The organism is Aquamicrobium terrae (assembly GCF_052978165.1).
The window spans coordinates 2,599,610-2,617,019 of the sequence record NZ_JBRKLZ010000001.1 but is presented as its reverse complement, the minus strand read 5'-3'; the positions used below and the strand labels follow the sequence as shown (position 1 = coordinate 2,617,019).

General features: G+C 65.2%; 20 protein-coding genes. 8 read left to right on the top strand and 12 right to left on the bottom strand.

The genetic code is table 11. The annotated features are described in order from the left end of the window. Positions 1-56: 56 nt before the first annotated feature. The 5 genes from soxZ to ACVCNR_RS12850 all read right to left on the bottom strand — a co-directional run bounded on the left by soxZ (position 57) and on the right by ACVCNR_RS12850 (position 2,816). On the bottom strand, positions 57-386 hold the full coding sequence (gene soxZ / locus ACVCNR_RS12870) for a thiosulfate oxidation carrier complex protein SoxZ (protein ID WP_354195040.1): 330 nt from the start codon (positions 384-386) through the stop codon (positions 57-59). A 44-nt stretch (positions 387-430) separates the two neighbouring features. Next, entirely contained in the window at positions 431-886 is a 456-nt protein-coding gene (gene soxY, locus ACVCNR_RS12865; protein ID WP_447075069.1) for a thiosulfate oxidation carrier protein SoxY, read from the bottom strand. Between the two features lie 18 nt (positions 887-904). Beyond that, a complete protein-coding gene (gene soxX, locus ACVCNR_RS12860) occupies positions 905-1,366 on the bottom strand; it encodes a sulfur oxidation c-type cytochrome SoxX (RefSeq protein ID WP_354195036.1) in 462 nt (153 codons plus the stop codon). A gap of 107 nt (positions 1,367-1,473) precedes the next feature. Continuing rightward, on the bottom strand, positions 1,474-2,070 hold the full coding sequence (locus ACVCNR_RS12855) for a thioredoxin family protein (protein WP_447075068.1): 597 nt from the start codon (positions 2,068-2,070) through the stop codon (positions 1,474-1,476). 11 nt (positions 2,071-2,081) lie between these two features. Beyond that, the gene (locus ACVCNR_RS12850) at positions 2,082-2,816 is read right to left on the bottom strand and encodes a cytochrome c biogenesis CcdA family protein (protein WP_354195034.1); all 735 of its coding nucleotides are present in this window, start codon (positions 2,814-2,816) and stop codon (positions 2,082-2,084) included. Between the two features lie 108 nt (positions 2,817-2,924). On the opposite strand from ACVCNR_RS12850, the gene ACVCNR_RS12845 reads away from it, so the two are divergent. The 3 genes from ACVCNR_RS12845 (at position 2,925) to ACVCNR_RS12835 (ending at position 4,933) form a co-directional block, all read left to right on the top strand. Continuing rightward, positions 2,925-3,296: a thioredoxin fold domain-containing protein gene (locus ACVCNR_RS12845; protein ID WP_447075067.1), complete on the top strand. Its 372-nt coding sequence runs from the start codon at positions 2,925-2,927 to the stop codon at positions 3,294-3,296. A gap of 58 nt (positions 3,297-3,354) precedes the next feature. Beyond that, positions 3,355-3,708 carry an ArsR/SmtB family transcription factor gene (locus ACVCNR_RS12840; protein WP_354195030.1) on the top strand — a complete coding sequence of 118 codons (354 nt, stop codon included), beginning with the start codon at positions 3,355-3,357 and terminating at the stop codon, positions 3,706-3,708. Positions 3,709-3,838: 130 nt separating this feature from the next. Beyond that, positions 3,839-4,933, top strand: a complete 1,095-nt coding sequence (locus ACVCNR_RS12835) for a YeeE/YedE family protein (RefSeq protein WP_447075066.1) — start codon at positions 3,839-3,841, stop codon at positions 4,931-4,933. A gap of 19 nt (positions 4,934-4,952) precedes the next feature. Here the strand turns inward: ACVCNR_RS12835 and ACVCNR_RS12830 are convergent, their stop codons facing one another. Next, positions 4,953-5,891: an MBL fold metallo-hydrolase gene (locus ACVCNR_RS12830; protein ID WP_447075065.1), complete on the bottom strand. Its 939-nt coding sequence runs from the start codon at positions 5,889-5,891 to the stop codon at positions 4,953-4,955. Positions 5,892-6,011: 120 nt separating this feature from the next. On the opposite strand from ACVCNR_RS12830, the gene ACVCNR_RS12825 reads away from it, so the two are divergent. Both ACVCNR_RS12825 and ACVCNR_RS12820 read left to right on the top strand, forming a co-directional pair. Then, positions 6,012-6,482, top strand: a complete 471-nt coding sequence (locus ACVCNR_RS12825; protein ID WP_354195024.1) for a DUF302 domain-containing protein — start codon at positions 6,012-6,014, stop codon at positions 6,480-6,482. A 181-nt stretch (positions 6,483-6,663) separates the two neighbouring features. Further along, on the top strand, positions 6,664-7,026 hold the full coding sequence (locus tag ACVCNR_RS12820; RefSeq protein WP_447075696.1) for a pseudoazurin: 363 nt from the start codon (positions 6,664-6,666) through the stop codon (positions 7,024-7,026). Between the two features lie 366 nt (positions 7,027-7,392). Here ACVCNR_RS12820 and ACVCNR_RS12815 read toward each other — a convergent pair whose 3' ends face one another. Then, positions 7,393-8,208 (bottom strand): LuxR C-terminal-related transcriptional regulator, encoded by an 816-nt coding sequence (locus ACVCNR_RS12815; RefSeq protein WP_354195022.1) that lies wholly within the window; start codon positions 8,206-8,208, stop codon positions 7,393-7,395. Positions 8,209-8,814: 606 nt separating this feature from the next. Here ACVCNR_RS12815 and ACVCNR_RS12810 point away from each other — a divergent pair. Beyond that, complete coding sequence (locus ACVCNR_RS12810) at positions 8,815-9,540, top strand: Crp/Fnr family transcriptional regulator (RefSeq protein WP_354195020.1); 726 nt, start codon at positions 8,815-8,817, stop codon at positions 9,538-9,540. 128 nt (positions 9,541-9,668) lie between these two features. Here the strand turns inward: ACVCNR_RS12810 and ACVCNR_RS12805 are convergent, their stop codons facing one another. Beyond that, positions 9,669-10,421: a helix-turn-helix transcriptional regulator gene (locus ACVCNR_RS12805; protein WP_447075064.1), complete on the bottom strand. Its 753-nt coding sequence runs from the start codon at positions 10,419-10,421 to the stop codon at positions 9,669-9,671. Positions 10,422-10,691: 270 nt separating this feature from the next. Next, positions 10,692-11,555 (bottom strand): DMT family transporter, encoded by an 864-nt coding sequence (locus ACVCNR_RS12800; RefSeq protein WP_447075063.1) that lies wholly within the window; start codon positions 11,553-11,555, stop codon positions 10,692-10,694. Between the two features lie 127 nt (positions 11,556-11,682). Between ACVCNR_RS12800 and ACVCNR_RS12795 the strand changes: the two genes are divergently transcribed. After that, complete coding sequence (locus ACVCNR_RS12795; protein WP_447075062.1) at positions 11,683-13,095, top strand: aminotransferase-like domain-containing protein; 1,413 nt, start codon at positions 11,683-11,685, stop codon at positions 13,093-13,095. Positions 13,096-13,097: 2 nt separating this feature from the next. Here the strand turns inward: ACVCNR_RS12795 and ocd are convergent, their stop codons facing one another. Together ocd and rocF are read right to left on the bottom strand one after the other, a co-directional pair. Beyond that, entirely contained in the window at positions 13,098-14,153 is a 1,056-nt protein-coding gene (gene ocd, locus ACVCNR_RS12790; RefSeq protein WP_447075061.1) for an ornithine cyclodeaminase, read from the bottom strand. Then, entirely contained in the window at positions 14,154-15,071 is a 918-nt protein-coding gene (gene rocF, locus ACVCNR_RS12785) for an arginase (protein ID WP_447075060.1), read from the bottom strand. A gap of 125 nt (positions 15,072-15,196) precedes the next feature. Between rocF and ACVCNR_RS12780 the strand changes: the two genes are divergently transcribed. Beyond that, on the top strand, positions 15,197-15,634 hold the full coding sequence (locus tag ACVCNR_RS12780; protein ID WP_354195008.1) for an Lrp/AsnC family transcriptional regulator: 438 nt from the start codon (positions 15,197-15,199) through the stop codon (positions 15,632-15,634). On the opposite strand, the gene ACVCNR_RS12775 is transcribed toward ACVCNR_RS12780, so the two are convergent. Continuing rightward, a complete protein-coding gene (locus ACVCNR_RS12775; protein ID WP_447075059.1) occupies positions 15,631-17,085 on the bottom strand; it encodes an oligosaccharide flippase family protein in 1,455 nt (484 codons plus the stop codon). The genes ACVCNR_RS12780 and ACVCNR_RS12775 overlap by 4 nt on opposite strands. Positions 17,086-17,410: the final 325 nt, after the last annotated feature.

Below are 17,410 nucleotides of genomic sequence, written 5' to 3'. Positions count from 1 at the left end.
CCTGTCCTCCCCCGCTGGCGCGCGGCATGTCAGCCGCGCATCTGGCTCAATCTGGCTCAGGCCACTTCGATTTTCTGTTCGTCGGTATAGACGGACCCGTCGTCATCGACCCAGGTCAGCTTGAAGGTGCCGCTTTCGTTGACCTTGGCGCTGAACTCGAAATAGGGGTTGGCCGAGATCGCCGGATCGATGTCGCACGAGAACACCGGCTGCCCGTTGAACTCGCACGAGAACTTGTTGATGATCTTGCGCGGGATAGGCTTGCCGTCCTTGTCCTTGCGCTGACCCGACTCCATCTCGTGGCTGATCAGGGTCTTGAGCACGACAACCTCGCCGGCCTTGGCCTTCTTCGGGATCTTCACGCGGGGCTTGGGAGCTGCAGACATTTCACTTCCTTCAAATTTAGAGCCGGACCGGATGGAGGGACGGATCAGCCGCCGCAGCCGCCGATCGTCACCTTGACTTCCTTCTTGTCCATGTAGACCGAGCCGTCCGCCATCTTGGCGACGGCGATGACGTTCTGGGTCTTGGCCAGGCGCATGCGGGTGGTGGCGGCGGCCGAACCGCTCAGCGCGGTGAAGTTGAACGTCGCCACATCCGGGCTCGGATTGCCATCGGCAAGGATCAGAACCTGCGCGACCATGTCGTCGCCCTCCATGGCGCTCTCGACCTCGACGGAGATCGGCACGGTATTGCCGTTCTCGGCGATCTCGGGCGCGGTGAGGGTGATCTTGCCGCTCTGCACCTCCTTGCCGCCGGCGAAATCCGAAATCAGCTTGCTCGCCTCCTCGGGCGCGGCCATGGCGCGGCCGGGCAGCATCTCCAATGCCGGGACGATGGCCGCACCTGCGGCCAGCGCGAGTACATGACGCCTGTTGAGTGCCATGCTTGTCTCCTTCTCGTTCTATTCCTTGAGCGTCGCCAGATAGGCGACAACATCCTCGACCTGCTGCGCGGTCAGAATTGTCTTGCCGACGAGGTCCTTGCGGACATTGATGCCGACATTGAGGCTGTAGAAGCCCGGCATCATGGTCTCGTCGCTGAACGCCTGCTTGGCGTCCACGACTATGGCGCGCAGTTCTTCCTCGCTCCAGCGATCGGCCGCGCCGTCGAGCGAGGGCGCGACATCGCCGTGAAACTGTTCCTGGGAGAGCGCCGTCACCGCATGGCAGGCAAGGCAATTGCCGAGGCTGCGATTGGCGAGCGTCTTGGCGCCCTCTTCCGGATTGCCGGGAACCCCGGTCAGGGATTCCTTGACGGCCATGTCCTCGATCCGGACGTCGGCCGGAGCCACCTCTGCGGCCTGGGCAAGCCCGGCCCCGGCACATGCGGCAATAGCAACGATAGCGGTGAGCGTCCGCCCCATTCGGCCCTCCTCCAACCAGCGGGCCGCACGGGCGATCCGCTCCTCTCAGTCAACGATAGTCCGCCCCAATCGGGCAATCAATCAAAAAATATGAATTCATGAATATATCACTCGCCATTCCCCAGCCGGCCGGCCGCCCTCAGCTCGTTGATGATGCGGGCATGGTATTGCTGAAAATGCTCCTCGCGCTCGTAGCCCTTCTCCTTCACCCAGCGGAACATGTTGAGGAAGGTCCATTTGCCGAAAGCGCCCGGCATGGTGGCGACGGCCGCCTCGGCCACCGTCTTGCCCTCTGGCGCCTCCTCCGGCAGGAACACCATGGTGGGCGTAAAGACATAGCCCCATTTGCGCGCGGCGGTCTTTTCGGTCAGCGTCTCGCCGTCGAGGTCGGTGACCTCCTCGTCGCCGAACATGTTGTACTGCACCACCATGAAGTTCTCGCGGATGTAGTCCCGCACCTCCGGGTCGGAGAGGATCTTCTCGTGCATCTCCTTGCAATAGATGCAGCCGCGCTGCTCGAAGGTGATGGCGAGGCGCTTGCCCTCGCCCTTCGCCTGAGCGATGTCCTCGGCGATGTCGCGGAAGGTCATGGCGAACCATTCTTCCTTGTGCAGGCCGTCCTCGCCCAGTTCCGCCGCGGCGAGCGTCTGGGCGAAGGCGAGGGCCATCAACAGGGTGAATGCGCGTGCCAGCAGCTTGTGCATGGTCTCTCCTCCTAACCGATGCTCTGGAAGGCCGGGAAGGTTTCCAGGAGCCAGTACGAGATGGCCGACATCTGGCCGGTGATGAACAGGATGCCGGTGACCACCAGCAGGCCGCCCATGGCCATCTCGACCTTGTGCATGTGCTTCTTGAAGCGCGCCGCCCAGCCGAGGAAGCGGCTGGCGAACAGGGCCGCCAGAATGAACGGAATGCCGATGCCGAGCGAATAGGCGCCGAGCAGGCTGGCGCCGCGCAGGGCCGTGCCCTCGCTGCCGGCGATGAACAGGATGGCCGCCAGAACCGGCCCGACGCAGGGCGTCCAGCCGAAGGCGAAGGCCAGCCCGATGACATAGGCACCGAGCGGGCCGGCGGGTTTGCGGTCCACCTGCACGCGCGCCTCGCGATAGAGCATGCCGATGCGGAAGACGCCGAGGAAATGCAGGCCCATGGCGATGATGAGGATGCCTGCTATGATCGCCAGCGTATCGAAATACTGGGCGATGGTCTTGCCGATGACGCTTGCCGTGGCGCCGAGCGCGATGAACACGGTCGCAAAGCCGAGCACGAAGGCGATGGCCGCCACGACCACCCGGCGGCGCTGCGCGGCACCGGGCGTTTCGGTCTTCAGTTCGTCGAAGCTGACGCCGGCGAGCCAGGCGAGATAGGGCGGCACGATCGGCAGGACGCAGGGAGACACGAATGACAGCAATCCCGCAAGAAGCGCCCCGCCCAGGCTTACATCCAGCATTTCCTCTCCCCGCTTGCAGATTCGGCCTTGCGCCGGTCTGGCCTATTGAATGCATACAATGCTATATTTCTATATTAAACAAGGGCTGAAGTTGTGCGAGGGTCGGCGATGACCAGTTTCAAGACGGCAGTGCTGGCGTTCCTTGTCCTGGTCGCGGCGGTTCCGGCCGCCAGTGCCGCGGAATTGCTGATGCTGGAACAGCCGGGCTGCGCCTGGTGCGCCCGCTTCAACGCCGAGATCGCCCCTGCCTGGCCGAAGACCGAGGAAGGCCGCCGCGTGCCGCTCAGGCGCGTCGACATCACCGAACCCTGGCCGGACGACCTGAAGCACGTGGCTCGGGAGCGGTTCACGCCGACTTTCGTGCTGATGGAGGACGGCAAGGAAATCGGTCGCATCCGGGGCTATGTCGGCGACGAGTTTTTCTGGTATCGTATCGGAGAGATGATCGCGCTGTTGCCCAAGGAACAGTCGACGCAGTAGCAGGGCCGCCCGGGACCAGGGTCGGTGCCAATTTTTATTCAGGATCGTCAGTCACGACATGAGCTTACCGAAGATCCAAGACGCCCAGACGCCGGAAGACTTCAACCAGCTTCTCGAACAGGCCCGCATGGCCAGCGAATTGCTGAAGGCGCTCGCCCATGAAGGACGGCTGCTGATCCTGTGCCTCCTTGCCGAAGGCGAGAAGTCGGTTTCGGAGCTGGAAGAGGCCATGCGCCTGCCGCAGGCGGCGGTTTCGCAGCAGCTTGCCCGGCTGCGCTTCGACCGGCTGGTCACCACGCGCCGCGAGGGCCGGGTGATCTACTATTCCATCGCCAGCAAGGAAGTGTCCTCGGTGATCGAAACGCTCTACAATCTCTTCTGCGCGCCGGTGCGGCGCCCCCGCAGGGATTAGCCGGGAGCGGCCGCCGGAGGGGGAGCGCGGCCAGGCCGATGCCAACCCGCCGATGCCAGCCCGCCATGCCAGCCACGGGCCGGAACCGCCGCCGGGCGGAGCCACCGGCCTTCAGCCACAGGGAGGAAGCATGAACATCGCCACCCATCCATGGTTCCTGGCCCTTGCCGGCCTCGGCGCGGGCGTGCTGCTCGGCTTCGTGGCCCGCGCCAATCATTTCTGCACCATGTCGGCGCTGGAGCGCATGTGGTACGCGAACGACAGCCGTGGCGTGCGCACCTGGATGCTGGCCGCCGCGACCGCCCTCATCGCCACCCAGTCGCTGCAGGCAGCCGGCATGGTCGATACGGCCTCGAGTTTCTACATCCATTCCAGTTTCGCCTGGGTCGGCGCCATCGCCGGCGGCCTTGCCTTCGGCTTCGGCATGGCGTTGGTGGGCACGTGCAGCTTTGGCGCGCTGGTGCGGCTCGGCGGCGGCAGCCTGCGCTCGCTGATCGTGCTGGTCATCCTCGGCCTGGCCGCCATGTCGGCACAGAAGGGCCTGATCGCGCAGGCGCGCGTGGCGCTTTCGGACAACCATGCCATCGACCTGTCGGACAAGGGCGGCCAGTCGCTCGGCGCTTTGGCCTCGTTCTGGAGCGGCCATGACCTTTCGCTGGCCGTCGCCCTCGTCGCGGGCCTCGGCCTGCTCGGCTGGGTGTTCCGCGACCGCCGCTATCGCGGGCAAAGAGGGTCCGTCCTGACGGGGATCGCCATCGGCCTGATCGTCACCTTCGGCTGGTGGGCGACCAGCTACGCGACCGAGCATTCCTTCGAGGTGGTGCAGATCGAGGCCGGCTCCTTCGTCGTGCCGGTCGCCGACACCATGCTGCACGCCATCACCTTCACCGGCGTGGTGCCGGACTACGGCGTCGGGCTGGTTCTGGGCGTGATCGTCGGGGCCGCCGCCTGCGCGGCATGGAAACGCGACGTGCGCTGGGAAGCCTGCGACGACGCGCGCGAGTTGGGCCGGCATCTGGCCGGCGGCGCGCTGATGGGCATCGGCGGGGTCTTCGCCATGGGCTGCACCATCGGCCAGGGCATCACCGGCATCTCGGCGCTCGCCATATCGGCGCCGCTGGTGCTGGCCTCGATCTTCCTCGGCGCGAGGCTCGGCCTTGCCTATCTGATCGAGGGCTCGCCGCTCGGCGCCTTCCGCGCGCTGGACCGGCAGCCCGCGGAATAGGCATCCGGGGATTGCCGCCCTATGCCGGCACGTAGACGAAACCGTTGCCGCGCCGCTCCACCATGCCCGCCCCCGGATGCGGGAAATGGAAGCCGATGGCGCGGGCCTTGTCCGTCGCCAGACGGTCGAGCAGGGCGAGCCGCGTGCCCGCCCCCTGCTGCGGGTCCTGATCGCTGGCCGTCGGCCAGTCGGGCCGCGCGAAGGACACCGTCGTGTTGGAAATGGCGTCGCCGACGATCAGCACCGGCTCGGTTCCATGCACCATGAAGGACAGGTGGCCCGGCGTATGGCCGGGCGTGTCCACCGCCTCGATGCCGGGCAGCACCTCGTCGCCGCCCTTGATGAAATTCACCCTGCCATCCAGCGCCGCAAAGCGGTTTCGGGCGCCGACCACGAAGGTCTGGCGATCCTCCGGCATCTGCGACATGGCATCGGGCGACGACCAGAAATCCCATTCCGTCCGGCCGATATGATAATCCGCGTCGGCAAACACCAGTTCGTCGAAATCATCGGTCAGCCCCCACAGATGGTCCGGATGGGCGTGGGTGATGACCACGTCGGTCACCTCGCCGGGATCGACGCCGGCCGCTTCCAGCGACTCCATCAGCTTGCCGGTGCTCGACATGAAATTCGGGCCCGCGCCGACATCGAAGATGACCAGCCTGTCGCCTGAGCGAACCAGCGTCACGTTGCAGTCCGGCCGCATCGCATCGGTCGGCTGGCCTGCCTCCTCCAGCAGCCTGACGAGTTCGTCCTGCGGCGCATCGGGAAAGATGAAGTTGAGCGGCAGCGTCATCATGCCGTCGCTGACCACGGTGAGCTCGGCGCTGCCGGTCGACAGCGTCTGCGCCCGTGCCGTCCGGACGGGCGCGAACGCCGCCCCGCCGAGCGCGGCAGCCGTTCCGGCCAGGAATGTCCTGCGGCTCAAAAGCCCCCCGTTTCGCAACATGGTCGACATCGGCCTCCTCCTTCCATGCAAACATTTTGTTTTTTGCATATTCCAGCAAAGCAGGCTAGCCTTGGCGAGCGAAATGCCGTTTTAGGCAACGGCCAACAAACACCTGTGGAGGAGGACGCCATGCTCAAGCTGAAACCCGTTTGCGGGGCTCTGGTCGCAATCGGCCTGAGTTGCGCCATCACCAGCCTTCCCGCGCTGGCGCAGGACGGGGTTCACACCGTCACCTCCGACAGCCCCTTCGAACAGGTGATGAGCGACCTGGAGGACGCCATCGTCAACCGCGGCTATGTGGTCGACTACCACGGCCATATCGGCGACATGCTCGAGCGCACTGCCGCCGATGTCGGCGGCGGCAAGCTCTACCGCAATGCCGAGTTCCTGCAATTCTGCTCAGCCGTCGTGTCGCGCAACGCCATGGAGGCCGACATCGGCAACATCGCCTACTGCCCCTATGTGATCTTCGCCTACGAGCCCGAAACCAAGCCCGGCGAGGTCACCGTGGGCTTCCGAGAACTGCCGGCCGGCCCCGGCCGCGACGAGGTCAACAAGCTGCTTGCCGAAATCGTCGGCCAGGCCGCCGACGGACTTTGATGCCGCGCGGCTTGACCACACATTGGATTATTGGAATGTACGCGCCTGAAGGTTACGCCCCGGCGCGCTTTGAATCCCTGTTTCTCCTGGAGGAAAGATCTTGAAGACGTTCTATGCCGCCGCGCTCGCCATCGGCCTTGCGCTTCCCGTGTCCGCATTCGCGGCCGACCACGAGGTGAAGATGCTCAACAAGGGATCGGACGGCACCGCGATGGTGTTCGAGCCCTTGGTGGTGAAGGCAGCGCCCGGCGACACCATCACCTTCGTGCCGACCGACAAGAGCCACAATTCGGCCAGCATGAAGGGCGGTCTCCCGGAAGGCGCCGAAGCATGGAAGGGCAAGACAAACGAGCAGATCACGGTCACCGTGCCGGCCCAAGGCGTCTACATGTACCAGTGCACGCCGCATCTGGGCATGGGCATGATCGGCGCCGTCGTCGTCGGCCAGCCGACCAACCTGGAAGCGGTCAAGGGCCTGAAATATCCGGGCAAGGCCAAGAAGACGGCGGAAAAGATCTTCGCCGAGATCGAAGCCGGCTCCTGACGAGTGCTGGCCCGCGCGCGGCTGTGCGTGCGGGCCGTTTCAATTCCGGATCGAACGGTCCTCAGGGGCACTGCTGACTTCGCGTGTCACCTGCCCCGGGCAACGCCATGGCGTGCGCAGCATCGCCGCGCCGTCCGGCCTTACGCCCACGGCCGGACCGGTCATGTGTCCGCTCAGACAGCGGTCCGCGCATCCAGGCAAATGGATGGCGATCTCGTCGTCTTTTCTTCTTGTGCAGACGACCCTTTGCAGATGCCGGAATTCCGGACGCGATCGGCGCCCCACGGAAACTTCCGTGGCATCATGCAGCAGAGTTTGAATGGATTCGACGCCCCCACAAGCGCGTCCAACGGGACGCTTGATACGCTAGCGCGGATGAGTCGCCTGCGATCCCCCGACCGGTGTGTAACCGGGAAACATGTGATTGATCTTGAATGCCACTTCGGTGCGGTTGGTTGCTTTCAGCTTACGCATGATGTTGCGGATATGCACCTTGACGGTGCTCTCGCGCAGGTTCAGCTCGTAGGCGATGATCTTGTTGGCCTTGCCGCGCCGCAACGCCTCGACTACTTCGGCCTGGCGCAAGGTGAACATGCCCGACAGCGGCCTGGAATCGGAACCGGTCTCGACCAGCCGACGCATCGCCATGACGCTGCTTGCGGGAACGAACACGCCGCCCGCCATGGCCAGCCCGATGGCCTCGATGCAGACATCGATGCCGACGGAGGTCGGGATGAAGCCGCGTACGCCATATTCGAGCGCCTGCAGGATCTGCGGCAGTTCATCGGTGTCGGCCAGCAGGATCAGCGGGATCTTGGCGAACTCCGCCGACAGGCGCCGGATATCCTCGCCGACCTGCGGATCGCCGATCCGCCTGCCCCCGATGTTCAGCAGGATCGCGCATACGGGCGGAACCTGCTCGCGCTTGGCCATGTAGTCCTCGATCCTGCCCACGGGCAGCACCGTCAGCCCGAGTCCCCGCGCAACCAGGCTCTGGGCAAAGCATTCCCGCTCGAGCGCGCGATTGTCGACGATGACAAGCGTGCGGTCGGCTTGCGCCAGCGCCTCGCTTCCGGGGGGTTCAGCGCCCGGATCATGCAAGCCATGTGGCGAGAGTGGAGAACCGATAGGCGTTTTGGATAGTGACGCATTGGCGCCATTGGAAGCGATACCCATACTCATAGGTTTATTCCCCTTTGACACTGTAGGTCTGGTGTCGGCTCTGAGTGGTAATTCGCGACGATTAAACCCCGACCGTTGTGGTATTCTGGCCGGGACCTCCCCCCCGAAGCCGAATGCAACCATAACTTTTTTTGTGGCCCATCAAATTAACCCAGATTAACTGCGTGTTAATCAAACTAAATCGGGGAGTACATCTTATGGATGTAAACCTCTCCGTCCTCAGTTTGAAGGAGAGGCGGGATCCATCCGGCCAAAAAATGAGCATTGCGGCTATGATAGTGGCCACCCGTTCGATGTCGAACTCCGCTTTCCGCAACATTATCTGAAAATATAGCCTTCAGCCGACAAATGACGAATGCCCCCGTATCCGTCTTCTTCACAGTACTGACCGGATTCCAACCTGCCAGACCGACTTTGGAATTTCCTTTTTTTGATTCGGAATAAGCACTCATCCCAATTGGGGGATTTTATATTCTGCGAAGTTAAGTTAACCTGAGACAACCTTTGATAAGGTATTTTATCACGCCGGGGTGAAGCCGCTGGTTGGGGAAGCGGGCTTCGCAACGAAGATATTGAGGAGGACGGTCTGGAGAAGGGGGGTGTCGGATGAACGACACGCGAGATGCGCTCACCCGAAAGCTTCAAGCCTTCAAGGGCCTCGGCCCTGAAGACATGGCCATGCTCCAGGATCTGCAAAGGCTCCGCTCGCAGATCCCGGCCGGCAAGGAGGTTGTCTACGAAGGCCAACATTCGCATACGGCTTATATCCTGCGGCAGGGATGGGCCTGCTCGTACAAGCGGCTGCGCGACGGCAGCCGCCAGATCATCGACATTCAGGTCCCCGGCGATTTTCTGGGGCTGCGCAGCCTGCTCTTGCGGGCCTCCGACCACAGCTTCCTCACCATTACCGATGTCGAGGTGGCCCGGCTCGACAGGCACCGCATGCTGGAGGTGTTCCGCCGCACGCCGCGGCTGGCCGTGGCGCTCATGTGGGCGGCCTCGCGCGACGAGGCCACGGTGGTGGAGCATCTGGTCAGCATCGGCCGGCGCGGCGCCTTCGAGCGCACCGCGCATTTCCTGCTCGAACTCGGCGAACGGCTGAAACTGGTCGGCATCGGCAACGGCAGCGCCTATCCCTGCCCGATCTCGCAGTCGATCCTGGCCGATGCGCTGGGCATGACCGCAATCCACATCAACCGGGTGCTGCGCCAGTTGCGCGAGGCCCGGATCGTCGTGTTCCGCGACGGCATGGTCGAATTCCAGGACATGAAACGGGCCGCCGACATCACCGGTTTCGAACTCACCTATCTCGACCAGTCGCCCGAGAGCTGAGCATTTTCTGCGGCCGGACGGAAACGCCCGGCACAAACGCGTCCCCAGAAAAGCAAGCCGGAACAGCGGGGGCGCGCTCCTGAGGATGCTCGCGACTTCCGCCGCCACGCTGTCACCTCTTCCCGGCCCTACACCCGGAACATGCCATCCGCACGCGCGCTGATGCCTTCGCGAAAGCGGGCCGCAGCCTCCGACCGGTTCTGGACGCCCAGCTTGCCGATGATGTTGTGGAGATGAACCTTGACCGTGTGCTCGGACAGGGAGAACTCGGCGGCGATGATTTTGTTCTGCAGGCCGCGCGCCACCATCTCCAGGATCTGGAGTTCGCGCGCCGTCAGCGTCGCCAGATCATTGTCGGCCGCGCCCGTGAAGGACCCGCCCGCTACGCCGGCGGACGGAACGGCGCCCTCGCCGGCGATCTGCCTGAAGAACAGGCGCGCCGGAAAATATTCGCCGCCATGCAGCATCAGCCGCAGCACCGACAGCCAGACATCCAGCTTCAGGTCCATCGGCAACACGCCTCGCACCAGCCGCGATCCAAGCAGGTCGCTCAGCCGGCAGGACGGCTCACGGTCTCCATGTTCGATGACGGCCGCGCTCGCCAAGGGGTGCAGGCGCAGGATATCGGCCGACGCCACTTCGAGGGAGGCGAACATATATGGCTCGAACAGGATGAGCGCCACGGGATCGGGATAGGACATGCGGGCCGCTGAAGCCTCGAGGCGCTGCTCGACCGTCACCGAGGGAAATTCGATCTCCACGGCCCGTATCAGGTTCGCCGACACGGTTCCCGGCATGGCGATGAGCAGCATTGTCCTGCGCGGCGGTCCCACCTCCTCCGGAACGCCCGGCCCGGTGGCCATATGTTGCGGATCGGTCAATGCGGCTCCCCCCGTGCCACGCCTTCGACAAACCGACAGGGCCGGGCGACATCGTTGCGACTGCCCGGCCCGACGAAACCGATTTCGTCTGCTTACGACGATAACGGCAGCAATCGGGCACGGCGACGCGGCAATAGGCGGAAAGACCGATCGTTCAAGGGAGAGGGATGCGCGACAGTCAGGACACGTGGCTGCCTCTTTGGGAGGTCTGGCGGCGCCCCCGCCATCCTTTTGGATGAGGCCGGCGCCACCGGGCAGCCGGCGCAGGGCCTATTTCGCGAACTTCTTCGCCCCGGCCACGCAGACGACGATGGCGACGGTGACGCCGATCATCGCCGGGTTGACCTCCTCATGCAGCAGCATGGCCGCCAGGGCGAGGCCGAAGAAGGGCTGGAGAAGCTGAAGCTGGCCGACCGCGGCGATGCCGCCCTGCGCAAGGCCGCGATACCAGAACACGAAGCCGATCAGCATCGAGAACAGAGAGACATAGGCAAGCCCCGCCCATGCCGGGCCGCCGATGCCGGCCAGCGTGCCGGGGCTGGTCATCATGGCGATGACCAGCATGATCGGCAGCGACAGCACCAGCGCCCAGCAGATCACCTGCCAGCCGCCGAGCGTGCGCGACAGCCGGCCGCCCTCCGCATAGCCCAGACCGCAGACCACGACCGCAGCCAGCATCAGGAGATCGCCCACCGGCGCGGCCGAGATGCCCTGCGAGACGGCAAAGCCGACGACCAGCAGGCTGCCCAGCAGGGAAAATGCCCAGAAGGCCGGGCGGGGACGCTCACCGCCGCGCAGGACGCCGAAGATGGCGGTGGCAAGCGGCAGCAGGCCGATGAAGACGATCGAATGCGCGGAGGTGATGTGCTGCAAGGCGATGGCCGTGAGCAGCGGGAAGCCGACCACGACGCCCAGCGCGACGACGGCGAGCGAGACGAGGTCGTCCCGCTCCGGCCGGCGTTCGCGCAGCGCCACCAGCAGCGCCAGACCGATGAGGCCGGCGATCGCGGCCCGCGACGCAGTCAGGAACACCGGCGCGAAATCGGCCACCGCCACGCGCGTGGCCGGCAGCGAGCCCGAAAAGATCAGCACGCCGAGAAACCCGTTGAGCCAGCCTGTCGTCGTCTTGTCCATGGTTTTCACCCGTTTCGGCCACCTGCCCGGCCATTTCTGCTTCTCCTATGGGGTGGAGAGGCATGGGTTTTCCAGATACAATGCAGTACGATTTTATCGAACTGTACTGGTCCGAAAGGCATTACGGATGGAAAGGCAGCTTGCCCGCGAAACGGCGGATCCCGCCGATACGCTGATCGGGACGGTGATGGCGACGATCCGCCGCCGCATCGCGTCGCGCAGCCTGACGCCGGGCGCCCGCCTGCCCTCGATCCGCGCCCTGGCGGCCGCCATGCAGGTTTCCAAATCGACGGTGGTCGAAGCCTATGAGCGGCTGGCGGCCGAGGGCGCCATCCGGTCCCGTCCAGGCTCGGGCTATTTCGTGGCCGCGCCGATGGCGCCGCTGTCGCTGGCCGATATCGGCCCGAGGCTCGACCGCGAGGTCGATCCCCTGTGGATTTCGCGCCAGTCGCTCGATGCCGGCGACACCATGCTGAAGCCGGGCTGCGGCTGGCTGCCGGCCTCGTGGATGCCGCAGGAGGCGATGCGGCGCGGCCTGCGCACGCTGTCGCGCACCGCCGATGCCACGCTGGCCGACTACGGCACGCCTCTCGGCCTGCGGCCGCTGCGCGAACTTATGGTGCGGCGCATGGGCGGACACGGCATCGCCGCCGCGCCGGAACAGGTCATGCTGACCGAATCCGGCACCCAGGCCATCGACCTGATCTGCCGCTACCTGCTGGACGCGGGCGACACGGTGCTGGTCGACGATCCCTGCTATTTCAATTTCCATGCGCTGCTGCGCGCGCATCGGGCCAGGGTGGTCTCGGTGCCCTACCGGCCGGACGGGCCGGACATCGAGCGTTTCGCCACGGCATTGGAGGAACACCGGCCGCGCCTCTACCTCACCAACAGCGGCATCCACAACCCGACCGGCGCGAGCCTTTCGCCGGTGACCGCGCATCGGCTTCTGAAACTGGCCGACCAGCATGACCTCGTCATCGTCGAGGACGACATCTTCGCCGATTTCGAACTGTCGCCGGCGCCGCGCCTGGCCGCCTTCGACGGGCTGGAGCGGGTGATCGCCATCGGCAGCTTTTCCAAGACCCTGTCGGCCTCGGTGCGCTGCGGCTATGTGGCGGCAAAGCCGGAATGGCTGGAGGGGCTCGTCGATCTCAAGATCGCCACCAGCTTCGGCGGCAGCCATTTCGCCGAGGCTCTCGTGCTGGCGCTTCTGACCGACGGCAGCTATCGCAAGCATCTGGAAGCTCTGCGCACCCGGCTGGCGCGCACCCTGGCCGAGACGGCCGCGCGGCTGGAAACCATCGGCATCGTGCCGTGGCTGATGCCGCAAGCCGGCATGTTCCTGTGGTGCCGCCTCCCGGACGGCGCCGATGCCGGCAAGGTGGCGCGCCATGCGCTGGCCGAAGGCATCGTGCTGGCCCCCGGCAACGCCTTCAGCCTGTCGCAGACCGCACACGGCTTCATGCGCTTCAACGTCGCCCAATCGGACGATGCGCGCATCTATCAGGTGCTGGAAGCGGCCTTGCAGCGCGTCTGAGTTCAGTGCGCCGGGGCGGCCGGCGAGCGCATCAGCATGCCGAACAGGTCGCGCGGATCGTCGGGATCGGCGATCAGGTCGAGGAATTCCAGCGCATCGCCGCCGACCGTCAGGTCGTAGACATAGCGCAGCGCCGAAAAGTCCTCGATGGCGAAGCCGACCGAATCGAACAGGGTGATCTGGCGCTCATCACGCCGTCCGGCCGCGTGGCCGGCAATCACGTCCCACAATTCGGTGACCGGATAATCGGCGGCAAGCTGCTGGATTTCCCCCTCGATGCGGGTCTGCGGGGGAAACTCCACGAAGATGTCGGAGCGCAGCAGAATGTCCTTGTGGATCTCGGTCTTGCCGGGACAGTCGCCGCCCACGGCGTTGATGTGCACGCCGGGCCCGACCATGTTGTCGGTCAGGATCGTGGCATATTGCTTGTCGGCGGTGGCCGTGGTGATGATCGACGCGCCCTCGACCGCCTCGGCGGCCGCGCCACAAATCTCGATCGAGGCAAAGCCCTGCCGGGCGAGGTTGCCGGCGCATTTGCGCGAGGCGGCCGGGTCGATGTCGTAGAGGCGCAGCCGGTCGACGCCGAGCAGCGACTTGAAGGCCAGCGCCTGGAACTCGGACTGGGCACCGTTGCCGATGACGGCCATGGTGCTGGCGCCCTTCGGCGCGAGATACTTGGCCGCAACGGCCGACATGGCGGCCGTGCGCAAGGCGGTCAGCATCGTCATTTCCGACAGCAGCACGGGATAGCCGGTCGAGACGTGCGACAGCAGGCCGAAGGCGGTGACGGTCTGGAGGCCGTCACGCGTGTTCTTCGGATGGCCGTTGACATATTTGAAGCCGTAGAGCGTGCCGTCGCTGGTCGGCATCAGCTCGATGACGCCGTCGACGCTGTGCGAGGCGATGCGCGGCGTCTTGTCGAAGCTCGGCCAGCGGCGGAAATCCTCCTCGATATAGCCCGCAAGTTCGCTGAGGAAGCGCTCGATGCCCACCGAATGGACCAGCCGCATCATGCGGTCGACGCTGACGAACGGCACCACGTTGAGTTGCTTGTCCATTCAGGCCGCCCTCCTCTTGCCCGTTATCGTCTTGCCAAGCAGGCTGCCCACCAGTTCGACGGCAAGCCCGGCCGTGCGGCCCCGCTCGTCGAGCACGGGATTGAGCTCGACCACGTCGAGGCTGGTGACCAGTCCGCTTTCGTGAAGCAGTTCCATGGCCAGATGCGCCTCGCGGAAGGTGGCGCCGCCCTGCACCGGGGTGCCGACGCCGGGAGCGAGCGGCGGATCGAGGAAATCCACGTCGAAGGAAACGTGCAGCAGTCCGTTCGCCGCGCAGACTTCGTTCAGGAAGGATTCCAGCAGCGCGGCGATGCCCCTGCGGTCGATGGCGCTCATGTCATGGACGCGCATGGCCGTTTCCGCCAGCGCCTCGCGCTCGGCTTCGTCGACGCTGCGCAGGCCGAGGATGCAGACATGCTGCGGCGACAGCGGCGCGGCAAGCGGCGGGAAATAGCCCTCGAAGCCCGGACGGCCGCACAGATAGGCCAGCGGCACGCCATGCAGATTGCCGCTGGTGGTGCTGTCCAGCGTGTGGAAATCGGAATGGGCATCCATCCACAGCACGAAGAGCGGCCGCCCCTCTTCGGCGGCGCGCCGCGCCAATCCGGACACGGACCCCGCCGAGATGCTGTGATCGCCGCCGAGGAAGATCGGGAAGCCATCGGCGCTCGCCTCATAGGCCATGCCGGCGGTCGCCTCGACCCAGGCGCTGACCTCGGGCAGGAACTTCAGGCGGTTGGCATGGGCGGGAACGGCTCGCGGCTGCGGCGCCGGCACGGCGCCGAGATCGACGACTTCATGACCGAGGTCGCGCAATGCGGCGACCAGCCCGGCATCCTTCAACACCTCCGGCCCCAGCGCGCAGCCGGGGACGGGCTGTCCCTGCTCGACCGGTACGGAAATCAGCTTGCACTTCATGGCCACCCCTCGATCGTTCGACCAAGAAGAGCTCATTTCCCCGGCATATGGAAGCAGCCAGATTGCCTAATCCGGCTGCACGACTTACCATAATGGAAAGGTCAATTGACCGGATCGGACAAGACATGGACGCAACCGACCAGCGCCTCATCACCATATTGCGCCATGACGGGCGGCGCAGCCTCTCCGACCTCGCCGCCGAGCTGGGCCTGACGCGCGCCACCGTGCGCGCGCGGCTGGAACGCCTGAAGAACAGCGGCGAGATCATCGGCTTCACCGTCATCCTGCGTTCCGACGCCATCGACCTGCCGGTGCGCGGCATTATGATGATCGAGATCGGCGGCCACAGCGCCGATGCCGTCATCAAGGCGCTGAACGGCTTCTCCGAGGTGAGCGCCATCCACACCACCAACGGCAAATGGGACCTCGTGGTGGAACTCGGCACCTCCGACCTGATCGCGTTCGACCAGGTGCTGCGGCGCATCCGGTTGATCCCCGGCATCACCAATTCCGAGACCAGCCTGCTGCTCGCCACGCCCCGGAGCGTCAAGGCAAGGCTTTAGGAGCGGAATACGAACCTCTTCGGCATGACCAGCGACAGCGCATGGGTCAACTGGCTGCGCGCCAGCAGGCCAAGCGCGGCGAAATAGGCCGCGGCGCCTACGCTCACCAGTATAGCCAGGGCCGCCACCGGCTGCATGCCGACCGGCAGCAGCGTCCTTGCCAGCAGAACCGTCAGCAGCATCACGATGCCGGCCTGTATCGGCTTCAGCATGACGCCGGCATGGGCACGGGCCCCGACGCCGGTCATCTTGCCCGCAGCCATAAAGGCCAGCGGGCTGAGCAGGACGGCCCGCAACACCATGGCGCCGGCAATGGCGGTGATGCCGAAGGACGAGGCGGCCACGACCGCCGCCAGATTGGCGAGGGTATGGACCACCTGTATGCGCAGCCAGGCATCCGGCCTGCCGCCGCCCTGCACGATCGAACGCTGCACGCTGCTGATCGCCCCCAGAAGCCCGAGGAACACGAAGGCACGCAGCACCGGCGTCGCTTCCAGCCATTTCTCGCCGAACAGCACATGGATGGCGAGGTCCCCTACCGCCAGCAGGCCGAGATTGGCCGGCACGGCGAGGATCATGGTGAGCGACAGCGTCTGGACATAGGCGGAGCGCAGCCGCTCGACATTGCCCTGTATGGAGGCGACCAGGGGCATGGTGACGCTGTTGGCGGGCGCGATGATGGCGTCGGTCATCAGGTCGTTCAGGCGCCGTCCTATTGAATACAGGCCGAGCGCATGAGGCCCGAGCAGGCTGCCGATGATGCCACGGTCGAACTGCGAATTGGCCACGTCGAGGGTTTGCTGGCCCAGCATCACCAGCAAGGTCGGGCGCGCCGGCTCGACGGCGCGCATGGAGAACCGCGATTGCGGCTTCCAGCCGGCGTAATACCAGTTCAGCAGGCAGGTGAGGAGGTGATAGATGAACGTGGTCATCACCGCGCTCATCGCGCCGAAACCGTAAAGCGCCATGAGGATGGCGACCGGGGCGAGTGCAATGGTTATGATCGCCGTCTGCGAGCCGATGCGGGCGAAGTCCCGCTTGACCACACGGATGGCGCCGGGAATGGTGCCGATGCCGTTGGCGACGATGGAGCCGGCCACCACCCACATCAGGGGTTCGAATTCCGCAGCATCGAGGAAGCGTGCGACCGGAGCGGCGGCGGCCAGACAAACCAGCCCGACGCCCAGCGACAGCGCCAGGTTCAGCCAGAACAAACCCGAGATGGTTTCCGGCTTCAGGTTCTGGCGCACGATCAGCGTCTCGCGGAAGGCTCCGGTGGTCAGGAGGGACCCGAGGAGGAAGATGACCGTCGACAGCGTCATCAGGCCGAACTGGTAGATTTCCAGCAGGCGGGCGAGGAAGACGGCGACGAAGAAGACCGTCCCCATGTTGATGATCTGCGAGCCGATCAGCCAATAGGCGCCGAGCCTCGCCTGCTGCTTCAGCACCATCGCGGCCAGTTCCCGTCGCCATGCGCAGTCGATGTCTGAATGCCCGCAGCCAAATGCCCATCTCCACGGGGAACTTCAGGGCCCGCCTGCGACGGCAGGCCGGGGCCGGCGCCCCCTTTGATCAAGCTTTCCCAAGCATCGGCAGCATGCGACCGGCGGCAGGACGAAAGCAAGCGATCACCCGGCGTAGCAAGTCAACAGGATGGCGAGGGGGCTACCCCTTATTGTTGCGTTGATGCTTGGCGACGAGACGCGGAAGCTCTTGCTGCAAGACCAGTAAGGGCCGGCCGCGAACCGCCGCTGCCGGCAAACCACGGGGGGTACG

Excerpts from the sequence above, each read along its gene's own strand:
- soxZ (WP_354195040.1), bottom strand. The coding sequence starts at position 386 with ATGTCTGCAGCTCCCAAGCCCCGCGTGAAGATCCCGAAGAAGGCCAAG.
- soxY (WP_447075069.1), bottom strand. The coding sequence starts at position 886 with ATGGCACTCAACAGGCGTCATGTACTCGCGCTGGCCGCAGGTGCGGCC.
- soxX (WP_354195036.1), bottom strand. The coding sequence starts at position 1,366 with ATGGGGCGGACGCTCACCGCTATCGTTGCTATTGCCGCATGTGCCGGG.
- ACVCNR_RS12855 (WP_447075068.1), bottom strand. The coding sequence starts at position 2,070 with ATGCACAAGCTGCTGGCACGCGCATTCACCCTGTTGATGGCCCTCGCC.
- ACVCNR_RS12850 (WP_354195034.1), bottom strand. The coding sequence starts at position 2,816 with ATGCTGGATGTAAGCCTGGGCGGGGCGCTTCTTGCGGGATTGCTGTCA.
- ACVCNR_RS12845 (WP_447075067.1), top strand. The coding sequence starts at position 2,925 with ATGACCAGTTTCAAGACGGCAGTGCTGGCGTTCCTTGTCCTGGTCGCG.
- ACVCNR_RS12840 (WP_354195030.1), top strand. The coding sequence starts at position 3,355 with ATGAGCTTACCGAAGATCCAAGACGCCCAGACGCCGGAAGACTTCAAC.
- ACVCNR_RS12835 (WP_447075066.1), top strand. The coding sequence starts at position 3,839 with ATGAACATCGCCACCCATCCATGGTTCCTGGCCCTTGCCGGCCTCGGC.
- ACVCNR_RS12830 (WP_447075065.1), bottom strand. The coding sequence starts at position 5,891 with ATGTCGACCATGTTGCGAAACGGGGGGCTTTTGAGCCGCAGGACATTC.
- ACVCNR_RS12825 (WP_354195024.1), top strand. The coding sequence starts at position 6,012 with ATGCTCAAGCTGAAACCCGTTTGCGGGGCTCTGGTCGCAATCGGCCTG.
- ACVCNR_RS12820 (WP_447075696.1), top strand. The coding sequence starts at position 6,664 with ATGCTCAACAAGGGATCGGACGGCACCGCGATGGTGTTCGAGCCCTTG.
- ACVCNR_RS12815 (WP_354195022.1), bottom strand. The coding sequence starts at position 8,208 with ATGAGTATGGGTATCGCTTCCAATGGCGCCAATGCGTCACTATCCAAA.
- ACVCNR_RS12810 (WP_354195020.1), top strand. The coding sequence starts at position 8,815 with ATGAACGACACGCGAGATGCGCTCACCCGAAAGCTTCAAGCCTTCAAG.
- ACVCNR_RS12800 (WP_447075063.1), bottom strand. The coding sequence starts at position 11,555 with ATGGACAAGACGACGACAGGCTGGCTCAACGGGTTTCTCGGCGTGCTG.
- ACVCNR_RS12795 (WP_447075062.1), top strand. The coding sequence starts at position 11,683 with ATGGAAAGGCAGCTTGCCCGCGAAACGGCGGATCCCGCCGATACGCTG.
- ocd (WP_447075061.1), bottom strand. The coding sequence starts at position 14,153 with ATGGACAAGCAACTCAACGTGGTGCCGTTCGTCAGCGTCGACCGCATG.
- rocF (WP_447075060.1), bottom strand. The coding sequence starts at position 15,071 with ATGAAGTGCAAGCTGATTTCCGTACCGGTCGAGCAGGGACAGCCCGTC.
- ACVCNR_RS12780 (WP_354195008.1), top strand. The coding sequence starts at position 15,197 with ATGGACGCAACCGACCAGCGCCTCATCACCATATTGCGCCATGACGGG.
- ACVCNR_RS12775 (WP_447075059.1), bottom strand. The coding sequence starts at position 17,085 with ATGGTGCTGAAGCAGCAGGCGAGGCTCGGCGCCTATTGGCTGATCGGC.